Genomic DNA, 23,111 nt, shown 5'->3' with positions numbered 1-23,111 from the left:
TACCTCAAAGTTAAGGACTAATGGGGCTTACACACTTTTTTAGGACAGTATCGTATTTTTACCCAAGAACCAATAGAATTATATTATGACGAAACAATTCAAATTATTTATTATTGCAACACTACTGATCTTTACAAGCAATGTTGCCAATGCACATACAATGTGGTTGGAAACGACTACTAAGGCTGAACTCGGAAAGGAACACTCTGTTTCTCTTTATTTTGGTGAATTCTCAATGGCCGATCGTACTCCTCTCAAAGGGTGGTTAGCCGGTATGGATCAGGGAACATGGGAGGTCTTGACACCTTCCGGTAAAGTGATAAAACTTACTCCTAAATCGGCAGACCCCTGCTATACGGCTTCATTTATTCCCAACGAAGAGGGCTGGTATCGCATTCATTATGACTGTTGGGTGCCACAGCTTTGGCATGGATCTAAGTTGCATTACCAATCTATAGCGTGGGTGCATGTCGGCACATCTGAAGCCGGTCTTACACATCAAAGTCCTTTTGATCAAGGTATAACATTCCTGCCACCGATACAAGTTCCTTTGCGTGTTGGTGGAGAAACAAAGTTTCCTGTGGCTACAGAGGACGGCAATTACAAGGGGATCAAGGTGAATATACTGGGAGACAATGGATGGAGCAAAAACTATTATCGTTTCCCTGAGGGATTGCTGTCATTTACACCTCTTTGGCCGGGACATTATCTCATTAATTCCACTAAAACTCGTGAATTGTCAGAGGGTGAGATCAAGAAATTTCCTGATGCCAAGGGTGTCTATGATATGATAACTTACTTTGTTAAGGTATGACGATGGTAAGGCTTAGAGCGTGATGCTACTGCCTCTTTCAACTAAAAGTATTTGGATCAGATAGGGTGTGTAGGATTCTTACTACACACCCTATTAAGTTTTAGCTGTTCTCCTCGATGGGGGAGTTTTGAATCCTGATCAAATCACACAAAATAAGATCAAGCACAAAGATCATGAAGGGGCAAAATCAAGGTAAGGAACTTTCGATCGAAAGTTCCTTACCTTGATTGATCAACTTAGACAACTTTTTAGACTTTCATAGGAGAAGCCCCCGATTTTTAGGGATTATCTTCTCCTAAACACTCTCCGAGTTGAGGTATTCATGCCAAATAGGACAATTTTATCTCCGCAAACTTTGGTCGAATGATAGCTTTTCAGTACCTTTGCGATGATGAATCTTTAGCTCAGTTGGTTTAGAGCACTACCTTGACAGGGTAGGGGTCGGCGGTTCGAGTCCGCCAAGGTTCACTTAAGTAAGAGCGAGAAGCGTAGTCTCATTATGGTACGCTTCTCGCTTTCTTTTTATAAAAAGGAATTACCAACAAAGCAAACTTTGTCGGTAATAGTGATTGGGTTGTGTATGTTATTTCTTAGTCTTTTTGGAATGAGATACAGCAATTCTCCAGCGAGTCTATGATAGCCAGTGAGTCGACCCTTATGCCAAGATCTCGCAGGACTTTGCCTCCGTCCTGAAAAGCTTTTTCGATGATAAATCCCATGCCGACCACCGTCGCACCGGCTTGATCTATAAGGTTTTTTGCGCCGAGAGCTGCATTGCCAAAGGCAAGGAAGTCGTCAATGAAGAGCACCTTGTCCTCAGGAGTCAGGAAGCTCTTGGATATACATACAGTATAATCTCTATCCTTAGTAAATGAGTGCACGGTGGTAGAGATTATATCTTCCATTGTTTTGGGTTGCTTTTTCTTGATGAATACCACAGGGAGCTTCATCACGTACCCTGTCATAATAGCAGGTGCTATGCCACTGGCCTCTATGGTCACGATTTTGTTGATTCCGGAGTCTTTATAGAGGCGTTGAAATTCGAGCGCTATCTCATACATCAGATCAGGATCCATCTGATGATTGATGAAGTTGTCTACTTTCAGGATGCCTCCGGAAAAACATTTTCCGTCTTGCTTTATACGTCTTTTGAGAAGTTCCATAACTTGATTTATTTTCTGAAGATTGAGTTGGCAAGGATCGCCACGATTCCACCTGTGGATATCCCGGATGCAAAGATGCCACGAATACCTTCGGGTAAGGCTTTGACGATCTCCGGTACAAGTTCGACTCCGAGACCCATAGACAAACTGAGAGCTATGACCATGATGGCCCTACGATCGATCTCCTGAGATGCAAGTATACGGATACCTGCTGCTGCAACTGTCCCAAACATAAGCAGAGTCGCACCACCCAAAACCGGATCCGGCATCATCGAAAAGATAACACCAACTTGGGGAAATAGCCCGAGGATGATCAGCATGGCTGCTATGAAATAACCTACATAACGACTGGCAACCCCGGTGAGCTGGATGATGCCGTTGTTTTGAGCAAATATGGAATTAGGAAAAGAGTTGAATACCCCGGCGAGTAGAGAGTTGAATCCATCAGCCATAACTCCACCAGAAATCCTTTTGAGGTAGCTGTCACCACTTATCTTTAGCCCTGATATCATGGAGTTGGCTGTGACATCTCCGGAAGCCTCAATGGCGGTAATCAAGTATATGATACCAAGGGCTATGAAGTGACCCCATTCAAAGTCAAAACCATACTTAAAGGGTAGAGGTGCATTGAGTTTCCATGTCTTTGCACCCTCGATGAGACTGTAGTCTACCATGCCGAGTGACATGGCAACGACATATCCAACTACTATACCGAGAACAATCGAACTCATGCGGAGATACTTATTCTTCATCTTATTAAAGAAGAGAACAGATACCAATACAGATCCGGCCACAAGAAGATTGTGCCAATGTCCGAAAGTCCCATCTCCCATAGCGTCGAATCCGCCTCCACAAGCAACAACGCCTACTTTGATGAGAGATAGCCCGATGAGAAGTACGACGGTACCTGATACTATAGGAGTGACGATGTGTTTGACGTACTTGAACACTCGGCTCACAATCATTTCTATAGGAGCTGCTGCGATGGTACATCCAAAGATTAGTGGCAGGCCTCCTGCAAGGCCGGCACTTATGATGGGACTGATAAATGAAAAACTCGTGCCTTGTACACATAGTAACCTTGCTCCTATGCCACCTACACCTCGGCACTGAATAAATGTCGAAATCCCGGACACAAAGAGAGCCATGGAGATCAGGAAGGCTTTGGTCTCAGGGTCAAGAGACAATGCATCTGCAATGATTAGTGGAGGCGTTATGATTGCAACAAAAATGGCCAAAAGATGCTGAAGTGCAGCAAAAAGAGCATCTTTGAATGGTGGCCTGTCATCTACTGCATAAATTAGATCTGTTGATGGTGTTTTGCTCATAAGATAGAGTATAGGTTGTGGGATAAATTGTTTATCGGGCTTAGCTCTTTTGTAGTCCTCTGAGATCCTTTTTGCTTTTACTTTGTGTCACTAAATACACTCCGACAAAGATTAAGAGCATGGCCGGAACCCTGTTCCAATGCCAGACATCCATGCCAACAATGATGGACACTAAGCCTGCTATTAGAGGTTGTATGTAGATATACATGCTGACAACTGTTGGGCGTAGCCGCTTTTGTGACACAGGGATAAGGAGATAGGCAAAAAAGGTGGCGAATATAACAACGTAGCCTAATCTCATCAGAAATTCCGGAGATCTCGAACCTAGATCAGCCTCTAACAGCATCGGAAGGAAAAAAGGTGTCGTGAGGATAAACGCAAAGGTAAACATCCACTTCATAAGTGTAATGGGGTGATATTTGTTGATGACATCCTTGAAAACCGTGAGGTATACTGCGTAGGCAAGTACACTGATTGCAACGAGTAGAATCCCGATGCTTCGGATGTCTTTCGTCCCTCCCATACTTTCTGCACTATTAGAGAGAAGGGCAAGCCATATAGCTCCTACGGCTCCAAGTCCTACGCCAATACTTTTGAGAGGAGTGAGAGGCTCTTTAAGAAAGATCGTAGCCATAAGTAGAGTAAAGATGGGACCGGTTGTATTGATAAGTGCTATGTCCAGTGGTGTTGTATATTCTAAGGCTATGGCAAAGAGGACCTGATTGATGCCGACTGCACATAGCCCTGCGAAGAAAAGTTTGATAAGGTCTTTTCTGTCTACCTTTTCCTTAGGAAGAAAGAGTGATATGAGCCAAAAACATATCATAGCACCCGTAAATCTCGTGAATGAGATTGCCAAAGGGTGAATACCCTCCGGTCCGACAAGAGTTTTTGCTATCGGTATATTGACAGCAAACATGACGTTGGCACCTAGAATCGCAAGATGCCCAAGAGCTTTGGATTTGTCTATGTTGAGAAAACTCATAGGATTTTTCTATTATAATCGTTAAGAGTTTATCTTTCGAAAATACTTCTCAGTATGATTTCCGTTGATCCGAGATTGGAGCGGATATATTCTCCAGACAATTCACCGGTTTTTGTGCGATAAATATCATCTGTCAGCCGTTGAAGTTCTTTTGTAACATCTTCGGTATTTTGTATCGGGAATGCTGCTCCTCTTCGAATCAACTCGTTGGCTTCCATAAATCTATGAAAGTTAGGCCCAAATAGTATTGGTAGATTGTATACTGCTGCCTCAAGGATATTATGGATCCCTTTGCCAAATCCTCCTCCTATATATGCGATATCGACATACTTATATAGAGAGGATAGCAACCCCATACGATCTACCACGAGTATGTCAATGTTTTTTGAATCTTCAGGAGAATTTATTTGAGTGTGAAGTCCTACCTTTATATCGGTCGGTACGCTTTCTTTGATACCTCGGATATGTTTCTCTGTGATCTCATGAGGAACGATTATCGTACGTATCTTGTCATTCTTCAAGCAGGCTGGTAGGTACACTTTTTCATCTTGTTCCCACGAACTGCCCGCTAATAATATGACTTGGTCATTGTTATGAGCTTCCTCGACAAATCTGGCTACTATGTCATCACTTTGGGCATTGTTTTTTATGTCCCACACCCTGTCTGTACGTGTGTCTCCTGCGATAGATAGTTTTTGTATGCCTATATTTTTCAGCAGGGACAATGATTCTTCGTTTTGAACAAATATCCAAGAATACGACTTCAGTGCATCTCTAAATATTTGCCCATAGGGTCGAAAAAATATTTGTGATGGACGAAAGATTGCAGAGATAAGATAGGTCGGGATGTTACAAGCTTTCAGATAGGACATGGTATTTAGCCAAATCTCATATTTTATGAATATCACCTTTTCTGGTGCAAGGATGTTGATAAAAGATTTAAGCTCCTTTGATGTATCATATGGCATATATGTTACAATATCTGCCAATTTATAGTCTTTGCGGACTTCGTAGCCGGAGGGAGAGAAGAATGTTAGACATATCTTGTACTCCGGGTGTTGACTCTTGATCTTTTCGATAAGCGGGCGTCCTTGTTCAAACTCACCTAGCGAAGATGCGTGTATCCAGATATAGCGATCACCAGGCTGTCTATGTTCTTTCAGATTCTCTAACAATCCTTTTCTTCCTTCTGTCATCAACCGTGCTTTTCGATGACGCGAAGATATAAGACGAATGACACCGAAGTATATCTTCAGTGTCATGTCGTAGATGTTCATAAATAGGGTTTTCATAGATGAAAGAGCATCTTTGATACCTATCTTCAGCTGATAGTAATTGTTGATATACTGCGTTGAAGTCGGGATATCGTCTCTTCTTTGCCCAAGAATGACATGATGTCATTGATATGTGGGCCTTTAGAAGCTCCAACAAGAGCAAGGCGTAATGCGTTCATTACGGCTCCCATACCGTATCCGTTGGACTCGATCCATTCTTTCAATTGAACCTCAAGATTTACCGAGCTAAAATCTTCTAGTGCTTCAAGCATTTCACATGCTGACTGTATTTGGGCTGGTGTTTCAGCTTTCCATCTCTTCTGTACAGTCTTTTCGTCGTATTCTGTAGGAGCTGAAAATAAAAAGCTCACTTGGTCCACCACATCCGGAAGAAGAGTAATGCGATCTCGTACTAGTGCCAGAGCTGATGTCAAACGTTCAGGTGTTACTCCCAAACCTGCTTTTTGGCAGTAGGGTAAACATGCTTCAGCAAGATGCTCAAGAGAATACTCTTGGATATACTTATGATTGAACCACTTGCCTTTTTCATAGTCAAACTTCGCACCGCTTTTGCTACAACGTCCGAGGTCAAATTTCGCAATGAGTGTGTCCATTGACATCATTTCTGTATCATCCCCGGGATTCCATCCGAGGAGTGCCAAGAAGTTAACCACTGCTTCCGGCAGGTAGCCGCTTTCTCTGTAACCTGAACTCACGGCCCTATCCGGTGCAACCCATTCAAGAGGGAACACCGGAAATCCAAGGCGATCACCATCGCGCTTACTTAACTTACCGTTCCCTTCCGGTTTCAGTAGTAGTGGCAAGTGGGCAAATTTCGGCATGGTATCTTCCCATCCGAGGGCTCTGTACAAGAGGACGTGAAGAGGTGCTGATGATATCCATTCTTCTCCACGGATGACATGCGTCACCTCCATATGATGGTCATCGACAATATTTGCGAGATGGTATGTTGGTAGGTCATCTACGGATTTATACAACACTTTATCGTCGAGTACGGATGAGTTGATACAAACTTCCCCACGAATCATGTCGTTGACTATGATATCTTGTCCAGATTCAATCTTTAGACGTACGACATAGGGCACTCCATTATCTTCAAGTTTTTGGCACTCTTCAGTTGTAAGAGTCAAGGAGTTTTTCATCCCCATACGTGTATGAGCATCGTATTGGAAGTTCTCTACTTCTTTACGTTTGGCATCCAACTCCTCCGGAGTATCATATGATTTGTAAGCTAATCCCTCCCTAAAGAGCTGATCAACATACTTCCTGTAGATGTCTCTACGCTCACTCTGACGGTATGGGCCAAAATCACCTCCATATGAAACACCTTCGTCAAACTTTATTCCCAGCCACTCGAGAGATGAAATAATATACTCCTCTGCTCCGGGAACAAAGCGTGCTGAATCTGTATCCTCGATTCTGAGGATGAGATCTCCACCATGTTGTTTTGCAAATAGATAATTATATAGAGCCGTGCGTACTCCTCCGATGTGAAGGGGGCCGGTCGGACTTGGGGCAAATCTTACTCTGACTTTGCTCATATTTTTTGACATGATATTTCTAAATTCTGTTTGTTGCTTATCCTTCAAAGCCATCTTCATCAAGCATCACTCCACCTGCATCTTCGTCTTCAAAGTCTTCATCTTCATATTCTTCATAGTAGACAGAGCCCATAAGATCATCGTCGTCAATGCCCTCAGAGATCCCTAAGTGAAGATTACGACGAACGATAGGTGAAACATCATGAAAGTTGTTTGTTGTGATACTTGACCAGATAAGGTCTTTCAGTGTTTGCACTCCTTTGCCCGTTACCGCGGAGAAAAAGACTGTAGGTATACCGTCAGGTAGAGTGGGGCGGAGCATATCTTCGAGCTCATCATCTATTAGATCAGCTTTAGATATGCCCAACACTCTATTCTTTCCCATGAGCTCAGGATTGTACTGCTCAAGCTCATTGAGTAAGATATTGTACTCTTTTGCTATGTCATCTGTGTCTGCCGGGATAATGAAAAGGAGCACAGAGTTGCGTTCGATATGTCGAAGGAATCTTATCCCCAGGCCTTTTCCCTCTGCAGCACCTTCGATGATACCCGGTATATCAGCCATAACAAAGGACCTGTCGTCCCTGTAGGTTACAATACCAAGGTTAGGTTCAAGAGTTGTGAATGGGTAGTTTGCAATCTTTGGTTTGGCTGCCGAGACTATCGACAACAGTGTTGATTTTCCGGCATTCGGGAAACCTACCAACCCTACATCTGCGAGGAGTTTTAGCTGAAGGACCACAACCATTTCCTCATAGGGCTCTCCCGGCTGTGCATAGCGTGGAGCTTGATTTGTCGGGGTCTTAAAGTTTGTATTGCCTAAGCCTCCTTTTCCTCCCTTGAGCAGACGTATTACTTCTCCATCGTTTTTTACATCGCATATATAGTCACCGGTTTCAGCATTATATACAACTGTGCCACAAGGTACATCTATATACACGTCTTCCCCATCTTTTCCCGAGGAGTTTTTGGCACTGCCGGGCTCTCCGTTAGTTGCAAAGATGTGGCGATCATACTTGAGGTGAAGGAGTGTCCAATAGTTGCGGTTGCCACGTAGGTAAACATCCCCTCCACGGCCACCATTACCTCCATCCGGACCTCCTTTGGGGATATACTTTTCACGACGAAAGTGCGATGACCCTCGTCCGCCTTTACCGGATCGGCAATATATCTTGACGTAGTCTACAAAATTGGACTCTGCCATAAATAATACTTGTCTCTAATTTGTCTCAAATACCCCGAGATGTAAGACAATCTATGGGATGCTGTTAGTTCCTTTTATTAAGCTTTGTCTCAAGAGATGTTATGATTCCTTGAGATATTTCGTTGATATCACCTACACCATTTATAGGTATATGCTTGCCCATAGCCTTGTAATACTCCATTACAGGTATCGTACGAGATCTGTACACTTCGAGACGCTGGCGTATAGCCTCTTCGTTATCATCCGAACGGCCTGATATCTTTCCTCTATTGAGGAGTCGTTCCACCAATAGATCCTCGGGGACTTGAAGATCCACGAGAGCATCCACTTTTTGTCCACGCCTTCCGAGCATTTTATCCAGTGCCTCTGCTTGCACGACAGTACGTGGAAAGCCGTCGAAGATCACACCATCTTGATGGTCAAGTTTGTCAAGTACATGAGCAAGGACCTCTATGATGATATCATCCGGTACAAGCTGTCCGGCGTCTATGCATTCTTTGGCAATTTTTCCTGTATCAGTGCCTAAGGCAATCTCTTGTCTCAATACATCTCCTGTAGAGATATGATAGAGATTGAAGTGCGATTTTATCGCATCACTTTGGGTCCCTTTGCCTGAGCCGGGGGCTCCAAAAACAACTATGTTAAACATATAATGATATTGGATATTAGGATAATAGCCTGCGAGTAAGATTACTCACACACCTTATATATATCTTTATACATGCGACCATGTCCGTCATAGTCGAGACCGTGTCCAACTATAAAGTCGTTAGGTATCTCCATCCCAACATAGTCAGGGAGCACATCCACGGCTTTGGGAGCATCCGGCTTGGACAACATGACTGCGATCTTGATGTCCTTAGCTCCACGTTCAAAGTACAATTCCTTTATCTTATGTAGAGTAAACCCTGAGTCTACGAGGTCCTCTATGATGACTATGGTGCGACCATTCATGTCTACTTCAGGAGCCACCTCTTCAGTAAGGTTTCCTGTAGACTCCATCCCTTTGTAAGAGGAGTACTTTGCAAATGCTAGTTCGTACTTGTCATTCAGCTCAATCATGAGCTCGGCTGCAAATGTGAAAGCTCCATTCAGTATGCATACGAACAATGGATTCTTGTCCGCGAGGTCTCTTTTTATTTCGCGAGCCACTCGAGCTATCTCCGGACTCAACGTTTCATATTTTAAGTATAATTCAAAGTCACGATCTTTTATGTGAACTCTTTTCATATTCCCTATGTTTTAGAAATAAAAGAAGTCTGACAAAGGTACGAAAACTTAATCAAGATAATAGCAGGCCAATTTATTATTTTAAACATAACATCAATCGTTATCGCTATGAACAAGATTTTAAGACTTACTTTATTTGCACTCACAATATGTGGAATCTTCGGTATATTTACTACATTTGGAGCCAAGCTGGTAAAAACTACGAAACGTAAAACTATGGAACGTGAAATTTATATAGCAGGGGGATGCTTTTGGGGAGTCGAACATTATTTCAAGATGATCGATGGCGTGACCTTTACAAGTGTTGGTTATGCTAATAGTCTTATAGAAAAACCAACTTATCGAGAAGTATGCTCCGGAAGGACCGGAGCTGTCGAAGCTGTTCATCTCAAGTATGACAGTGAAAAGACCTCTCTATCTTTTCTCTTGGAGATGTTGTATAAGATCATTGACCCCGTATCGCTCAACAAGCAAGGAGGAGATGTAGGGACACAGTATCGTACGGGTATTTACTTTACAGATAGAAGCGATATCAATATCATCCAACAGAGTTTGAAAGAATTGCAAAAACGATTCTCAAAGCCTGTAGTCGTAGAGGTGCTCCCTTTGAAAAACTTCTATCCGGCAGAGGACTATCATCAAGATTATTTGGTCGAAAATCCCGGTGGATACTGTCACGTGCCTCGTGAGATGTTTTACTTGGCGAAGACTGCAAAGTGTCCTGCAAATTACTTTGAAAATGATAAGAGATTGAGAACTGATGCCCCCGGAATGACATCTCGAGAGATTGCTATATCAAAACTGAATCCTCTTCAGCGTCATGTCGCTCTCGAGAATGGTACAGAAAGACCATTTGAAAATGAGTACTGGGACTTTGATGAGGAGGGGATATATGTGGATGTCGTCAGTGGAAAACCTTTGTTCTCTTCTCTTGATAAGTTCCATTCTTCTTGTGGTTGGCCGGCATTTGTAAAGCCTATAGGTGATAAGACTGTCTACAATAAGTTGGATAAAACACATGGCATGATCCGTACCGAAGTTCGGAGTCAAGATGCGGATATTCATCTTGGACATGTATTCAATGATGGACCAGCCGAACGTGGGGGGCTTAGATACTGCATCAACAGTGCCTCTCTGCGCTTCATTCCCAAGGATAGCCTGAAGGCTAAAGGGTATGGAGAATATGAGAGTCTCTTCAACAAAAAGAGTAAAAAGTAACTTGGTTGTGTATCATTTGGAAGCAATTTAAGGGTAAAAACCGAACTAATACCCTTTATGGTTGCTCTGTGCAGTGTTTGCGTGATACTTCTTCCTTTCTTTTAGAGGCCTGAGTGGCTGTTAGCTGTGGAAGATGCCAATTTCGTACTGAGCTTTGGCGTTGATGCTGTACTCATCCCACTATCCTCAGCTTTTGTTATGTATGGAAGTAGGAAAAATGGAGTATTGGGGTAGAAGGGTTCTCAGGAGGGTCAAGCCCCTTAAAGCACTCCGATCTATGAATGATAAAATGTCCTGTGTCGATCAATTTCGGCATGGGGCGTTTTTTATACCGATAAATCACGGTACAAACAAAAAGTCCTCAACAGATGTCTGTCAAGGGCTTTATAGAGCGGAAGACGGGACTCGAACCCGCGACCCTAACCTTGGCAAGGTTATGCTCTACCAACTGAGCTACTTCCGCGTTTTGTTTTACGTGTGCAAAGTAACGACATTTTTTGAGACTGTGCAAGAGTTTGGTGGGTAATTTTCGTAATTCACTATGAGAATTTTTATTGTCCTCTTCTAAGTGATTGTCAATCTGGTAGATTGAGAAAATACTTTTTTGTGCTCAAAAGGATTAACGTTTCATCTGCCTCACGTCTGCCTTAAGAAGTCCTTTCCTCTTTCTTCATTATTTGAGGTTTATTCAAAACAAGGTTGTCTAACTTGATGAAAAAGGTTGTCTAACTTGTGATCGAAGGTTGTCTAACCTAATCAAAAAGGTTCTCTAACTAAAATTCAGTTCTATCTGAATCTTGTGGGGTATCTGAGATGTTGTGACACCCTGCTGTGTCTTTATATGATTTAAGTAATTCACACTTCTCAAACGATGAGGCTGAATAAAGACCACCCCGAAGCAATAAAGTCTTTTGCTTCGGGGTGGTCTTTTATTCTAGAGAATAATAGTTCTACTTTATTTTACTTATTGGGCTTTAGCCATTTGGACATCCAGTGGTTGAATTCCTTGTAGAAGAGTGCTCCATTTTGGGGCTTGAGTATCCAATGATTTTCATCAGGGTAGAGGAGTACTCGTGCAGGTATACCACGCATTTTTGCTGCATCAAATGCCATAAGACCTTGAGAAGCCAGGATTCGGTAGTCTTTTTCACCGTGAGAGATAAGGATTGGTGCAGTCCACTTGTCTACGAAACGATGAGGAGAGTTAGCAAAAGTGTTTTGTGCAATCTTGTTGCTCTTATCCCAGTATGGGCCACCCATATCCCAGTTAGCAAAGAACTTTTCTTCGGTTTCAAGATATTGAGCTTCTAGGTTAAATATACCTGCGTGTGCAAAGAGTGCTTTGAATCTTCCTTCGTGGTGACCGGCAAGCCAATATACAGAGAATCCTCCGTAACTTGCACCCATAGCACCCAAGTGGTTTTCATCGACATAAGGCTCTGCCTTGACCGTGTCGATTGCTGCAAGGTAATCCTTCATGTTTTGACCACCATAGTCTCCACTTATCTGTTCGTTCCATTCTCGTCCGAAGCCCGGTACACCTCTTCGATTAGGAGCGACAAGTATGAAGCCGTATGAAGCAAAAGTGCGGAAGTTCCATCTGTAGCTCCAGAATTGGCTCACGGTGCTTTGTGGTCCCCCTTGGCAGTAGAGGATTGCAGGATACTTTTTGTTTGCATCAAAGTTAGGAGGAAGTACGACCCATGTGAGCATCTTTTTATTGTCCGTAGTTGTGATCCAACGCTTTTGGATAGTGATATTAGGTATATCTTTTAATTTGTCGTCATTTTCTGTTGTGAGGCGAGTATCCTTACCATTACTCTTGCGAGTCTTTTTTAGTTGGAGAGCATGTATTTCGGCAGGGTATCTCATAGACTGTACTGCGTAGAGTATGGTCTTGTCACTCCCTGAAAGACTGACTACATCAGCATCATCATAAGTAGTTATAGGGGTAACTTTTTGCGTTGCAACATTGAGCTCAAAGATATTGCTAAGCCCCATGTCGTTTGTGATGAACCTGATAGCTTTGCTATCCTTGCGCCATTCATAATGGTCTACGTAATATTCATATTGAGCTGTGAGGTTTACCTTTTCACCGGTTTTTAGGTCCATTGCAAAGAGGCGCTTCAAGTCTGCTTCATAACCATCACGCTCCATACTGATCCATGTGATATACTTACCATCTGGAGAGTATGCAGGGTCAGTATCGTACCCCATCATTCCTTGTGTGATGTTGCGAGTCTCTTTAGTTTCAGTATTGTATATATATATGTCTGTATTGGTTGACAATGCATAAGCAAGACCCTCTTTTTTACGACAGCTGTATGCGATCTCCTTGCCATCATTGGACCATGCAAGTTGTTCAATACCACCAAAAGGCTTGGTGGGGAGTTCATATCTTTCTTCCTCCGAAAGTATCGGAGTTGTTGTTTCGGATACTGTAAGGTCTGCAGCTACGGATGCAACAAAAGATTGTGGGACTGTGGTGACCCACTCATCCCAATGCTTGTACATCAAGTCCTCAAGGATAATTCCTGTAGCCTTCGGTAGTTCCGGATGGTCTGTGCGTACGATAGATGGTAAGGGGACCTCTCTGATGATAATGACTTTGCTACGGTCGGGGGAAAATAGGAAGCCTTGAACATCAAAGTCAAATGATGAAAGGGTGCGTCTGTTGCCATCAAGTGTTACGAGGCATATCTGTGACTTACCTGACTCCGATGAGATGAAGGCGATAGTGTTGTCATCGAGGAAGACCGGAGAGTGCCCTTTGGTGCTGACCAAAACTTTTGACGTGCCGGGACTGCTGATATCTCCAACACAGATCTCGGTATTTGAGTTGTTGTTCTCCAATGATGGGAGAGACCTTGTATAAAGGTAGGTCTTACCATTCGGTGCTAATTGCGCACCTCCGATGCGGTAGAGCGAAAGAAGAACTTCCGGTGTGAAGTCTTTTTGCTGTGCCTGAGCGATATTAGGTGTGATCGCCGACATAAAAAAAGCTAAAATAGTTAGAAAAAATGTGTTCTTTTTCATACTTTATAGAGTTAATGATGTATCAAGGTTTAACTACCAGTGCGAAAGTACAAATAAATAGTGATACCACAAGATTTTTTTATTACCTTTGGGACAGTTAAAGAACAGAGTTCTAAACCTCAAATGAACACTTTTATGAAGCGAGTATTACTATTGGTATCTGCTGTTGCTTTGGTTGCCGGGATGACTTCTTGTAAGCCTAAACAAAGCGCATATCGTGCAGCATACGAAAGAGCAAAACAACAAGAAGTGGCACAGAGTGCTACAAGTCAAGATGAAGTGATGCCTGTCGCAACTGAAGCGACAAGATCAGAGCGTGTCCAAGCTGCTCAGGGTGAGGATGCAAATAAGCTCCGTACATTCAGCGTCGTTATTGGCAGCTTCCAAAACATCACTAATGCAAAGTCTCTAAAGGAAAGAATGGTAGCTCAGGGTTACCACGCATTTTTGGCTCAAAATGAAAAGGGCATGTATCGTGTGATCCTTTCCAGCTTTGACAACAAGGCTGATGCGGTGAAGAGCCGTGACGCGATCAGAAGCCTTTTCTCTGATGCCTGGATTCTTGAAAGAGCATTCTAAGACACTAAACTATCAAAGGTAGAGAGTCGGTATCGACCGCTTCTCTATATTTTACACATTGCTGGAGGCTAGCCATGAGGTCATACAGACTTATGGTTAGCCTTTAGTTCTTACTATATAGGTTTGTAATCATGCATATCACAGCGGATTTTGACTTGAAACAAAATAATACCTTTGCAATTTCTGCAAAGGCTTCATACTTCATTACTTGTGAAAGTGTGGAAGATATACAGCGGCTGTGCCGAGACGAGTTCTTCCGAAGTCAACCATATCTTATCGTAGGAGGAGGAAGTAATCTTTTATTTACAGAAGATTTTAATGGTTGTATTGTTCGGTTTACCGGTCAGGATTGGAGGGTTGTTGCCGAGGACGACGCTGCTGTTACGGTTCAAGTCGAGGCCGGGAGGGTGTGGCATGATTTGGTTATGGAAATAGCCGAGAAAGGTTATTGGGGGATTGAAAATCTTGCGCTTATCCCGGGTGATTGTGGTGCTGCCGCCGTCCAAAATATAGGGGCTTATGGGGTGGAAATATGTCAAGTTCTCACAAGAGTGTACGCAGTGGACCTTAGGGATGGTAGCTTACGCGCTTTTTCCGGTGAGGAGTGCAAGTATGGCTATCGTTACTCTGTGTTTAAGGAGCGAAATATGGGACATTACTTCATATATGCCATTGAATTGAGGCTTTCAAAGAACCCCAATCCTCAACTTTCCTATGCCGGTCTTCAAGGTCTCTCTGAGATACCTCAACTCACACCCAAGGCTATTGCAGAGCATGTTATAGGCATACGTGAGACCAAGCTGCCCGATCCTAAGGATTTGCCCAATGCAGGTAGCTTTTTTATGAATCCCATTGTCGATTCATCTGTTTATGAACGTATCACAGGCAAATATGGTAAGGTGCCGTATTATGCTGTCGGAGATCACTATAAGATCCCTGCAGCTTGGCTTATTGAGCAGTGTGGCTTCAAGGGTAAAGCAAAAGGTCGTGTTGGGTGTTACGAAAAACAACCTTTAGTAATTGTAAATCATGGTGGAGCTACGGGAGAGGATGTTGTTGCGTGGTCGATTGAGATCCAAGATGCCGTAAAGAAGCAATTTGGAATAAGCTTGCATCCTGAAGTCAAATTCGTGAAGACCTTGAGTAGTAATTTGCCTCTTGGTAAATAAATTTTCTGACTGAAAAGACCTCCTTATTTGGTATGGCTCAACTTACTTTTTTGGGTACAGGGACATCTACCGGTATTCCGGAGATTGGTTGTACTTGCGACACATGTATGTCTACAGATCCGAGGGATAGTCGTTTGAGGGTGTCGGCTCTTATCTCAGAGGGTGAAGATTCAGTCTTGATAGACTGTGGACCTGATTTTAGAGAACAACTACTCAAGGCTAAAGTCGATCGTCTCAATGCTATCCTTATCACTCATGAACACTATGATCATGTGGGAGGATTGGATGATATACGTCCACTTTTTAGAAAACAGAGTGCTTGTCATGTATATGCAGAACCTAATGTGATACAGGCTGTCAAGACTCGTATGCCATATGCATTTGCGGAGAATAAGTATCCCGGAGTACCCGATATAGATTTGACCTCCATTGCTCCGTTTGAGCCTCTTAGGTTGACCGAACGCATAACTGTAGAGCCTCTGAGAGTGATACATGGGAAGTTGCCAATTCTTGGATTTAAGGTTGGAGATCTTGCTTATATCACAGATTGTAAAACTTTGCCTGAAGAAACTTTACAAAAGATCAAGGGCATAGATACCTTGATCATTAATACTCTACGTCTCTACCCTCACATTTCCCATCTCTGTCTTGATGAGACATTGGATTATATACAACAAATCGATCCTCGACGAACATACCTCATTCACTTTGCTCATACGTTTGGACGTCACGAGGAGATAGAGCGGATCTTACCTGATTGCGTTTTTCCGGCTTATGACGGTCTGACTATATCCTTTAATATCTAATTCCTCTCAAGCTTATTATACCTGCCTCATCGATAGTTGCGGTTGGTACAGTATTCGTTATATCTTCTGTAAGACAGTAAGGTACCGCATCTTCTTTGCCGGCTCGAGTCATACGCTCGTAATGATCGGAGTCTTGTATGAAGGTAAACTTCTCGTTCTTGTGTCTATCCCAAATTTCTTTCATAAGCCGTCCCGCATCACTGCCGATCTTGTGACTGTGCTTAAGTCTTTCAACAATGGCCCCGGCGTAAAAAGCATCTTCAACACAGAACTTCCCTTTCCAACCGGCACAAACACACAATACGTCTTTCCCCGAGCATGATCGTACAATGGCATTGATATTTATAAACCCTCCTATGACTACACTGTGTCCAAATTTTAAGCAGCGACGGATTGTATAGGTTCCATTTGTGGTTGTGAAGTATATAGACTTTCCCATTACTTTTTCCGAAGCATATTCAGCGGGATCATTCCCAAAGGCCGAAAAGTTACACTTCAATACATTTCGTTCAGCACCCACAAGTAGACCTTCCTCTGCCTTTGTCTCCGCCTCTGAGATATCAGATAGGGGATAGATTGCTTCAGCTCCATTGGCAAGTGCTGTGATGATTGTACTTGATGCTCTGAGTATGTCTATTACGATACATAAGCTCGTTTTGTCGGTGTACGCTTCTATGAGTTCGGGAGAAAATACTATATCTACTGTATTCATTTTTGTGCTGATTTAATTTTTCAAATATATGTATTTATTGCTATGTGAGGAAAGTTTTATAAATCTATGCCGGTTAATGAAGCCTTAAATTATTGTGTTTAAGAATAAACAACAGGGTAAATTTTATTTACCTTTGTGCTTATTAAAGAGCATAATAAATTCATAACTAAGATAATTAAAACTAATGTACAGATCCAACACATGTGGTGAGCTCAGACTTAGCGATGTAGGAAGGGAAGTTACACTTGCAGGCTGGGTGTATCGTAATCGCAAGATGGGAGGTATGACCTTTATTGACTTGAGAGATAGGTATGGTGTGACACAGCTTGTATTTAGCAACGAAAAGAGTGAAGAGCTTTGTCACAGAGCCGGCGAGCTCGGTCGTGAGTACGTCATTCAAGTCACGGGAACAGTCACAGAGCGTAGTGCAAAGAACGACAATATCCCAACAGGGGAAATCGAAGTTGCTGTAAACACTCTCAATGTACTCAATAGGGCAGACACCCCTCCATTCACTATTGAAGATCAGACTGATGGTGGAGATGAGTTACGTATGAAGTATAGGTATTTGGATCTTCGTAGAGATGTGGTGCGTAAAAATCTAGAATTACGCCACTGTATGTCTATTATCATACGACGTTACCTTGATAGTCTCAATTTCCTAGAGGTCGAGACACCCGTGCTTATCAAGTCTACTCCTGAAGGTGCAAGGGACTTTGTTGTTCCTTCACGCATGAATGCCGGAGAGTTTTATGCACTTCCTCAATCTCCTCAGACGTTTAAACAGTTGTTGATGGTCTCAGGGTTTGATAGGTATTTTCAGATTGTGAAGTGTTTCCGTGACGAAGACTTAAGAGCTGACAGGCAACCCGAGTTTACTCAGATCGACTGTGAGATGAGTTTTGTGGATAGAGAAGATGTGCTGAATACGTTTGAAGGTCTTTCTAAGTATTTGTTCAAAACGGTGCTTGGTATAGAACAAACTGAGGCTTATCCCCGTATCTCATGGCATGATGCAATGAAGTACTATGGCTCAGACAAGCCTGATACTCGCTTTGAGATGAAGTTTGTTGAGCTTGATGGTATCTTGAAAGGCCATGGCTTCAGTGTCTTCGACAGTGCTGCATACATAGGCGGTATATGTGTTGAGGGTGCAGCAGAATACACCCGCAAGCAGCTTGATGAACTCACAGAATATGTCAAGAAGCCTCAGATCGGAGCCAAGGGGATGGTTTATGCTCGTGTACAGGAAGACGGCTCTGTCAAGAGTAGTGTGGACAAATTCTACTCTGATGAAGTCCGCTCAGAGATGGCAAAGGCGATGGGAGCGAAGTCCGGAGACCTTATCCTTATCCTCAGTGGTGATGATGTCATGAAGACTCGCAAACAACTTGGAGAACTCCGTCTCGAGGTGGCTCGCCGTCTCGGTCTTATGGATCCAAATAAGTTTTCATGCTTATGGGTTGTGGATTTCCCTCTATTTGAATGGGACGAAGATACTCAGAGGTTCTATGCTATGCACCATCCATTTACTTCTCCGAAGTTGGAAGATATATCTCTCTTGGATACCAATCCCAAGGAGGTGCGTGCCAATGCGTACGATATGGTTATCAACGGTGTTGAAGTCGGTGGCGGATCCATACGTATTTTTGACAGTGAACTCCAGCAAAAAATGTTTACTCTCCTCGGGTTTACAAAGGAGAAGGCTGAAGAGCAGTTTGGTTTCCTCATGAATGCTTTCAAGTACGGGGCCCCTCCTCATGGTGGTATAGCTTATGGCTTTGACCGTTGGGTATCCCTTTTTGCAGGTCTCAACAGCATTAGAGACTGTATTGCATTTCCTAAGAATAATTCAGGTCGAGATGTAATGATTGATGCTCCTTCAGTGCTGGATACAGAGCAGCTTGATGAGTTATTCCTTAAGGTTGATCTATCTCAATTGGAAAAGTAATTTCAATACGTTCAGGATATAGAAAAGGCTCACCGGACTTATCGTTTGGTGAGCCTTTCTGTTTTGTTTTGGGAGGTGCCTCTTCCCCGGATATCAGTTTTCCTCTAAGTGGAATGCGACTACCTTATTGACAGTGTCGATGTGAATTTCAGAAGGATTATTCTTTGCAACCTCTTTGATCTTCTTTGTCAAAGTGATATCATAGCCTTTACGACTATACTGCATCATCGCTCCTGTCGCAGCATCGATAGCCCAACCGACCAGTCCATTGAAGATATTGAGGACTGTCATGGTATTGAATTTCCTACTGAGAGTGAGGACTTTGACTTCATAGCCATCCAGTCTTACCTCAAGCTGTTTGTCAGCCAGCGAACGTGGGACGTCATAGGTGCAGGGGGTCTTGCAGATTTCTACTCCATCGATATAGACAGTCGCTCCTTGAGGATCGGAATTGAATCTGATAGTGTCCGTTGTTCCTGTGAAGATGGTTGCACAGCTCGAAAAGAGAAGAGTAAAGATCAGCGCGATGGCTGCCACAAATGTAATTTTCTTCATAGCGATTGATTAAAGTGTGAATAATGGAAATAAGTAGTTAATTCTTGTGGGGATAAAGGTATAAAATAAAACTGTGCAGACAAGGTGGGGCTATTCGGTTATTTTCTTCGTGAGATTCCAAAAGTGGTAGAAGGGTACAAATCAATGTGCCTACCTTGATGAATCGATATGCCTACTTTGACTTGTCAAGGTAAGCATATCATTTTCATGAGATATAAGGGGTAATAGGAGAGGAACTCTAATTCCGGCTTTTTCCCAATACTCTATTGTATATCGGCTCTTTGCCTCATTGACAAATTCATGAGCGGAAAAGGGCCTACGGTTACGTTGTAAATAATAAGTATCTTTGCCTATCAGAAACTCCAAGGATATCTAAGGGAGAGTACACAATGGCAAAGAAGAAATTTGATAATAAAGTCGTAATAAAGAATAAGAGGGCTACGTTTGACTACGAGATCCTTGATACCTATACTGCAGGGATAGTCTTATACGGTACAGAGATCAAGTCCATCCGATTGGGTAAGGCTTCGCTCGTTGATACTTATTGCATCGCGCACAATGGTGAGATATGGGTGAAAAATATGTACATCGGGGAGTACTTCTATGGTACGTATAACAACCATGAGCCAAGGCGTGATCGTAAGCTGTTGCTCAACAAGCGTGAGATACGGACACTCTCAAGTGAGGCCAAAAATACCGGGATTACCCTCATACCCGTACGGCTTTTTATCAGTGAAAAAGGGCTTGCAAAGCTTGTGGTAGGTATCGCCAAGGGTAAAAAACAATATGATAAGAGAGCCTCTCTCAAGGAAAAAGATCAGAGGCGGGAGATGGATGCTGTGAAGAAAGTAAGGTATTGAGTTGCCGCGTATGTGTGAAAAGATGAACTGTTCTCCCGACAGTATCTCATGAGCGGTCAGCGTTTTCTTTTTTTTGTATGTATTAATCTTGTAGGGGTTAATTGAGGATTTTTCGATCTTAATACCAAACATTAGGTACAAAACAGTGTGAGAATGATAATAAATAGGGATTGTGGTTACTTGTATTCTTATGTAGCTTTGCGATGTAACAAATAACAACAAAATAGATTTTTATCACACTATGAAAAAGATTGGAATTTTCTTTGGTTCAGCTACAGGTACAGCAGAAGACTTGGCTAATAGAATTGCAGGTAAACTCGGTGTAGACGCAGCTGACGTTCATAACGTTGCAAATGCTTCTGCTGCTACTGCAGGTGACTATGAAGTCCTTCTATTAGGTTCATCAACATGGGGCTATGGCGAACTACAAGATGACTGGTTTGATTTCCTAAATGACCTTAAGGGACATGTATCCGGAAAGAAGGTTGGTCTCTTTGGTTGCGGTGATTCAAGCGCATACGATGATACTTTCTGTGATGCTGTGGGCATTATCTACGAAGAATTGTCTGGTTGTGGATGTACTTTCATTGGTGCCTATACTCCGGAAGAATATAGCTATAATGAATCAAAGGCTGAAGTGGACGGTAAGCTTGTCGGACTTTGCTGTGACGAGGTCAACGAAGATGACAAGACAGATGACCGTATGAGCACTTGGATCGCAGCTTTGGGTCTTTGATATTGGATATACAGACTTGGACAATAATCTGTCCTCGGCGTATTAGAGTTTTATAGATGAGTGGAAGCGTCCTGAGCACAATCCGTGCTTGGGACGCTTTTTATTATTTGTTCGAAAGGTGATGAGTGAGAGCCTTCTCAGAGGCCGATACGATGTCCTTTTTTCATATCTTTGTAGGCAAAATAAATATGATCTCAATAATATGATGGACACAAGAGTACGAGATACAAAGATCTCTTGCATAGATCTCATTGTGACAAAGGTTGAACATTTCTCTCCCCGACTTTTTCTTTTGGAGTTATCTCCCCAGGATGATATGTCTCTTCCGGTCTGTGAGCCGGGGCAGTTTGTCGAACTTCACGTGAAAGGTTGCGACGGTGTGTTTCTGCGTCGACCTATTTCTATATACTATAGTAGTGAAAGCGTTGTAGGGCTGCTCATACAAGTAGCCGGACGGGGAACTGAACACCTCTCAAAAGCCAGGGTAGGAGATACCATAAATGCTATACTACCGCTTGGTAATACATTTTCTGCTCCTCAGGGTAAGCGTCCGCTCCTTGTGGGTGGTGGAGTGGGGTTGGCTCCGATGCTCAGCCTTGGTCAGAAATTGAAGAGTCAGGGGTTCGAGCCGATATATCTACTTGGTGGACGTAGTATTGATGCTTTTCCGGATCTGTCTATGTTTGAAGGCTCAGGTGTATTGCATCTGACGACTGAGGATGCCTCGAGGGGTGAGAAGGGATTTGTAACAAATCACAGTATTCTCAAACAGGAGTTCTCAGATGTGTATGTATGCGGTCCAACCCCTATGATGAAAAGTGTGGCAAAGTGGGCTAAGTCAAGAGCAATCAGATGTGAAGTTTCCCTGGAAAATATAATGGCTTGTGGTATGGGTGTTTGTCTTTGCTGCGTAGAACCAACGACTAAAGGCCATAAGTGTGTATGTACCGATGGTCCTGTTTTTAACACTCAAGATCTTTTGTGGTGATGGATAAAAATCTTAAAGTAAAGATAGGAGACTTGGAGCTCAAAAATCCTGTGACTACAGCCTCAGGGACGTTTGGTGATGGTATCATGATGGACAAGGTCTATGACGTGTCTTGCCTTGGTGCCATATTTGCTAAAGGTACCACTCTACATCATAGAGAGGGGAATCCACCTTGCCGTATGGCCGAAACAGCATCAGGCATGCTTAATGCCGTTGGTTTGCAGAATAAAGGCGTTCATTACTTTGCCGAGTATATCTATCCTGAAGCCACTAAACTGGGGACGGAGATTATTGTCAATGTAAGTGGTTCTGCCATAGAGGACTATATTGAGACTACAGAGGTGATTGCGGGCTTGGAAAAGATAAAGGCAATCGAGTTGAACATCTCTTGTCCCAACGTCAAAGAGGGTGGCATGGCTTTTGGTGTTACTTGTGAAGGTATTACAAGCATTGTAAAAGCTGTCAGGAAGGTATATCCCAAGACTTTGATTGTGAAGCTATCTCCCAACGTGACAGACATTGCAACTATGGCACGTGCCGCTGAAGCTAATGGTGCAGATGCTGTTTCATTGGTCAATACCTTTCTCGGTATGGCAGTCGATGCTGAAACTCGTCGTCCGAAGTTATCTACTATCACGGGTGGACTTTCAGGCCCTTGCATCAAGCCCATTGCACTCCGGATGGTATGGCAGGTGGCTAGGGCTGTCAATATACCTGTTGTCGGATTGGGAGGTATTTGTACCTGGCAGGATGCTATTGAGTTCATCTTGTGTGGTGCGTCCGCGATTCAAATCGGTACTTATAATTTTGTTGATCCTCTTTCTCCGATCAAAGTGTTGGCCGGCATTGAAGATTATATGACGCGTCATGGTGTGTCTGATATTAATGATCTCGTGGGTGCCTTAGAAATTTGATTGTTTTTATCTCAATCAGTACTATCT

At 43.0% G+C, this 23,111-nt stretch carries 21 protein-coding genes and 2 tRNA genes; 11 read left to right on the top strand and 12 right to left on the bottom strand.

Annotation, left to right across the window (positions count from 1 at the left end):
* Nucleotides 1-85 precede the first annotated feature (85 nt).
* Nucleotides 86-814: a hypothetical protein gene (locus Q4A14_RS04660; protein WP_303170294.1), complete on the top strand. Its 729-nt coding sequence runs from the start codon at nucleotides 86-88 to the stop codon at nucleotides 812-814.
* A 393-nt stretch (nucleotides 815-1,207) separates the two neighbouring features.
* Nucleotides 1,208-1,282, top strand: a tRNA-Val gene (locus Q4A14_RS04655).
* A 122-nt stretch (nucleotides 1,283-1,404) separates the two neighbouring features.
* Here Q4A14_RS04655 and xpt read toward each other — a convergent pair.
* The 8 genes from xpt to Q4A14_RS04615 all read right to left on the bottom strand — a co-directional run bounded on the left by xpt (nucleotide 1,405) and on the right by Q4A14_RS04615 (nucleotide 9,560).
* Nucleotides 1,405-1,977 carry a xanthine phosphoribosyltransferase gene (xpt, locus tag Q4A14_RS04650; RefSeq protein WP_303170292.1) on the bottom strand — a complete coding sequence of 191 codons (573 nt, stop codon included), beginning with the start codon at nucleotides 1,975-1,977 and terminating at the stop codon, nucleotides 1,405-1,407.
* 8 nt (nucleotides 1,978-1,985) lie between these two features.
* The gene (locus Q4A14_RS04645) at nucleotides 1,986-3,305 is read right to left on the bottom strand and encodes a nucleobase:cation symporter-2 family protein (RefSeq protein ID WP_303170291.1); all 1,320 of its coding nucleotides are present in this window, start codon (nucleotides 3,303-3,305) and stop codon (nucleotides 1,986-1,988) included.
* Between the two features lie 40 nt (nucleotides 3,306-3,345).
* A complete protein-coding gene (locus Q4A14_RS04640) occupies nucleotides 3,346-4,290 on the bottom strand; it encodes a DMT family transporter (protein ID WP_303170290.1) in 945 nt (314 codons plus the stop codon).
* A gap of 29 nt (nucleotides 4,291-4,319) precedes the next feature.
* Nucleotides 4,320-5,582, bottom strand: a complete 1,263-nt coding sequence (locus Q4A14_RS04635) for a 3-deoxy-D-manno-octulosonic acid transferase (RefSeq protein ID WP_303170289.1) — start codon at nucleotides 5,580-5,582, stop codon at nucleotides 4,320-4,322.
* A gap of 29 nt (nucleotides 5,583-5,611) precedes the next feature.
* Nucleotides 5,612-7,138 (bottom strand): glutamate--tRNA ligase, encoded by a 1,527-nt coding sequence (gene gltX / locus Q4A14_RS04630; protein WP_303170287.1) that lies wholly within the window; start codon nucleotides 7,136-7,138, stop codon nucleotides 5,612-5,614.
* Nucleotides 7,139-7,163: 25 nt separating this feature from the next.
* A complete protein-coding gene (obgE, locus tag Q4A14_RS04625; protein ID WP_303170286.1) occupies nucleotides 7,164-8,330 on the bottom strand; it encodes a GTPase ObgE in 1,167 nt (388 codons plus the stop codon).
* A 64-nt stretch (nucleotides 8,331-8,394) separates the two neighbouring features.
* Nucleotides 8,395-8,979: an adenylate kinase gene (locus Q4A14_RS04620; protein WP_303170284.1), complete on the bottom strand. Its 585-nt coding sequence runs from the start codon at nucleotides 8,977-8,979 to the stop codon at nucleotides 8,395-8,397.
* Nucleotides 8,980-9,020: 41 nt separating this feature from the next.
* Nucleotides 9,021-9,560 (bottom strand): phosphoribosyltransferase, encoded by a 540-nt coding sequence (locus Q4A14_RS04615; RefSeq protein WP_303170283.1) that lies wholly within the window; start codon nucleotides 9,558-9,560, stop codon nucleotides 9,021-9,023.
* A 108-nt stretch (nucleotides 9,561-9,668) separates the two neighbouring features.
* Here Q4A14_RS04615 and msrA point away from each other — a divergent pair, with 108 nt between their 5' ends.
* Entirely contained in the window at nucleotides 9,669-10,778 is a 1,110-nt protein-coding gene (gene msrA / locus Q4A14_RS04610; protein WP_303170282.1) for a peptide-methionine (S)-S-oxide reductase MsrA, read from the top strand.
* 390 nt (nucleotides 10,779-11,168) lie between these two features.
* Here msrA and Q4A14_RS04605 read toward each other — a convergent pair.
* Together Q4A14_RS04605 and Q4A14_RS04600 are read right to left on the bottom strand one after the other, a co-directional pair.
* Nucleotides 11,169-11,241: transfer RNA gene (locus Q4A14_RS04605), tRNA-Gly, on the bottom strand.
* Nucleotides 11,242-11,738: 497 nt separating this feature from the next.
* Complete coding sequence (locus tag Q4A14_RS04600; RefSeq protein ID WP_303170281.1) at nucleotides 11,739-13,814, bottom strand: S9 family peptidase; 2,076 nt, start codon at nucleotides 13,812-13,814, stop codon at nucleotides 11,739-11,741.
* Between the two features lie 135 nt (nucleotides 13,815-13,949).
* Here Q4A14_RS04600 and Q4A14_RS04595 point away from each other — a divergent pair, with 135 nt between their 5' ends.
* The 3 genes from Q4A14_RS04595 (at nucleotide 13,950) to Q4A14_RS04585 (ending at nucleotide 16,368) form a co-directional block, all read left to right on the top strand.
* Entirely contained in the window at nucleotides 13,950-14,393 is a 444-nt protein-coding gene (locus Q4A14_RS04595) for an SPOR domain-containing protein (protein ID WP_303170280.1), read from the top strand.
* Between the two features lie 131 nt (nucleotides 14,394-14,524).
* Nucleotides 14,525-15,562: a UDP-N-acetylmuramate dehydrogenase gene (gene murB, locus Q4A14_RS04590; RefSeq protein ID WP_303170279.1), complete on the top strand. Its 1,038-nt coding sequence runs from the start codon at nucleotides 14,525-14,527 to the stop codon at nucleotides 15,560-15,562.
* A 32-nt stretch (nucleotides 15,563-15,594) separates the two neighbouring features.
* Nucleotides 15,595-16,368, top strand: coding sequence for an MBL fold metallo-hydrolase (locus tag Q4A14_RS04585; RefSeq protein ID WP_303170278.1), 774 nt, complete (start codon nucleotides 15,595-15,597; stop codon nucleotides 16,366-16,368).
* Here Q4A14_RS04585 and Q4A14_RS04580 read toward each other — a convergent pair.
* Nucleotides 16,358-17,080, bottom strand: a complete 723-nt coding sequence (locus tag Q4A14_RS04580) for a 2-phosphosulfolactate phosphatase (protein WP_303170276.1) — start codon at nucleotides 17,078-17,080, stop codon at nucleotides 16,358-16,360. The two genes, Q4A14_RS04585 and Q4A14_RS04580, sit on opposite strands and share 11 nt — an antisense overlap.
* Nucleotides 17,081-17,264: 184 nt before the next feature.
* Here Q4A14_RS04580 and aspS point away from each other — a divergent pair, with 184 nt between their 5' ends.
* Nucleotides 17,265-19,031 (top strand): aspartate--tRNA ligase, encoded by a 1,767-nt coding sequence (gene aspS, locus Q4A14_RS04575; RefSeq protein ID WP_303170274.1) that lies wholly within the window; start codon nucleotides 17,265-17,267, stop codon nucleotides 19,029-19,031.
* Nucleotides 19,032-19,124: 93 nt separating this feature from the next.
* On the opposite strand, the gene Q4A14_RS04570 is transcribed toward aspS, so the two are convergent.
* On the bottom strand, nucleotides 19,125-19,586 hold the full coding sequence (locus Q4A14_RS04570; RefSeq protein WP_303170273.1) for a PEGA domain-containing protein: 462 nt from the start codon (nucleotides 19,584-19,586) through the stop codon (nucleotides 19,125-19,127).
* Nucleotides 19,587-19,975: 389 nt separating this feature from the next.
* Here Q4A14_RS04570 and smpB point away from each other — a divergent pair, with 389 nt between their 5' ends.
* The 4 genes from smpB to Q4A14_RS04550 all read left to right on the top strand — a co-directional run bounded on the left by smpB (nucleotide 19,976) and on the right by Q4A14_RS04550 (nucleotide 23,084).
* Nucleotides 19,976-20,446: an SsrA-binding protein SmpB gene (smpB, locus tag Q4A14_RS04565; RefSeq protein ID WP_303170271.1), complete on the top strand. Its 471-nt coding sequence runs from the start codon at nucleotides 19,976-19,978 to the stop codon at nucleotides 20,444-20,446.
* A 241-nt stretch (nucleotides 20,447-20,687) separates the two neighbouring features.
* Nucleotides 20,688-21,182: a flavodoxin gene (locus Q4A14_RS04560; protein ID WP_303170269.1), complete on the top strand. Its 495-nt coding sequence runs from the start codon at nucleotides 20,688-20,690 to the stop codon at nucleotides 21,180-21,182.
* A gap of 202 nt (nucleotides 21,183-21,384) precedes the next feature.
* Nucleotides 21,385-22,170: a dihydroorotate dehydrogenase electron transfer subunit gene (locus tag Q4A14_RS04555; RefSeq protein ID WP_368492356.1), complete on the top strand. Its 786-nt coding sequence runs from the start codon at nucleotides 21,385-21,387 to the stop codon at nucleotides 22,168-22,170.
* The gene (locus Q4A14_RS04550; RefSeq protein WP_303170267.1) at nucleotides 22,170-23,084 is read left to right on the top strand and encodes a dihydroorotate dehydrogenase; all 915 of its coding nucleotides are present in this window, start codon (nucleotides 22,170-22,172) and stop codon (nucleotides 23,082-23,084) included. The genes Q4A14_RS04555 and Q4A14_RS04550 overlap by 1 nt, the downstream gene beginning before the upstream one ends.
* Nucleotides 23,085-23,111: the final 27 nt, after the last annotated feature.

The sequence above is a fragment of the Porphyromonas sp. genome, assembly GCF_030529325.1.
In the GTDB taxonomy this organism is placed as follows: domain Bacteria; phylum Bacteroidota; class Bacteroidia; order Bacteroidales; family Porphyromonadaceae; genus Porphyromonas_A.
The sequence above is the reverse complement of the archived record's forward strand: the minus strand, read 5'-3'. Positions and strand labels throughout refer to the sequence as shown.

What these genes read in the sequence shown, in the direction of transcription:
- Q4A14_RS04660 (WP_303170294.1), top strand. Translation starts at nt 86, where the DNA reads ATGACGAAACAATTCAAATTATTTATTATTGCAACACTACTGATCTTT.
- xpt (WP_303170292.1), bottom strand. Translation starts at nt 1,977, where the DNA reads ATGGAACTTCTCAAAAGACGTATAAAGCAAGACGGAAAATGTTTTTCC.
- Q4A14_RS04645 (WP_303170291.1), bottom strand. Translation starts at nt 3,305, where the DNA reads ATGAGCAAAACACCATCAACAGATCTAATTTATGCAGTAGATGACAGG.
- Q4A14_RS04640 (WP_303170290.1), bottom strand. Translation starts at nt 4,290, where the DNA reads ATGAGTTTTCTCAACATAGACAAATCCAAAGCTCTTGGGCATCTTGCG.
- Q4A14_RS04635 (WP_303170289.1), bottom strand. Translation starts at nt 5,582, where the DNA reads ATGAAAACCCTATTTATGAACATCTACGACATGACACTGAAGATATAC.
- gltX (WP_303170287.1), bottom strand. Translation starts at nt 7,138, where the DNA reads ATGTCAAAAAATATGAGCAAAGTCAGAGTAAGATTTGCCCCAAGTCCG.
- obgE (WP_303170286.1), bottom strand. Translation starts at nt 8,330, where the DNA reads ATGGCAGAGTCCAATTTTGTAGACTACGTCAAGATATATTGCCGATCC.
- Q4A14_RS04620 (WP_303170284.1), bottom strand. Translation starts at nt 8,979, where the DNA reads ATGTTTAACATAGTTGTTTTTGGAGCCCCCGGCTCAGGCAAAGGGACC.
- Q4A14_RS04615 (WP_303170283.1), bottom strand. Translation starts at nt 9,560, where the DNA reads ATGAAAAGAGTTCACATAAAAGATCGTGACTTTGAATTATACTTAAAA.
- msrA (WP_303170282.1), top strand. Translation starts at nt 9,669, where the DNA reads ATGAACAAGATTTTAAGACTTACTTTATTTGCACTCACAATATGTGGA.
- Q4A14_RS04600 (WP_303170281.1), bottom strand. Translation starts at nt 13,814, where the DNA reads ATGAAAAAGAACACATTTTTTCTAACTATTTTAGCTTTTTTTATGTCG.
- Q4A14_RS04595 (WP_303170280.1), top strand. Translation starts at nt 13,950, where the DNA reads ATGAAGCGAGTATTACTATTGGTATCTGCTGTTGCTTTGGTTGCCGGG.
- murB (WP_303170279.1), top strand. Translation starts at nt 14,525, where the DNA reads ATGCATATCACAGCGGATTTTGACTTGAAACAAAATAATACCTTTGCA.
- Q4A14_RS04585 (WP_303170278.1), top strand. Translation starts at nt 15,595, where the DNA reads ATGGCTCAACTTACTTTTTTGGGTACAGGGACATCTACCGGTATTCCG.
- Q4A14_RS04580 (WP_303170276.1), bottom strand. Translation starts at nt 17,080, where the DNA reads ATGAATACAGTAGATATAGTATTTTCTCCCGAACTCATAGAAGCGTAC.
- aspS (WP_303170274.1), top strand. Translation starts at nt 17,265, where the DNA reads ATGTACAGATCCAACACATGTGGTGAGCTCAGACTTAGCGATGTAGGA.
- Q4A14_RS04570 (WP_303170273.1), bottom strand. Translation starts at nt 19,586, where the DNA reads ATGAAGAAAATTACATTTGTGGCAGCCATCGCGCTGATCTTTACTCTT.
- smpB (WP_303170271.1), top strand. Translation starts at nt 19,976, where the DNA reads ATGGCAAAGAAGAAATTTGATAATAAAGTCGTAATAAAGAATAAGAGG.
- Q4A14_RS04560 (WP_303170269.1), top strand. Translation starts at nt 20,688, where the DNA reads ATGAAAAAGATTGGAATTTTCTTTGGTTCAGCTACAGGTACAGCAGAA.
- Q4A14_RS04555 (WP_368492356.1), top strand. Translation starts at nt 21,385, where the DNA reads ATGATGGACACAAGAGTACGAGATACAAAGATCTCTTGCATAGATCTC.
- Q4A14_RS04550 (WP_303170267.1), top strand. Translation starts at nt 22,170, where the DNA reads ATGGATAAAAATCTTAAAGTAAAGATAGGAGACTTGGAGCTCAAAAAT.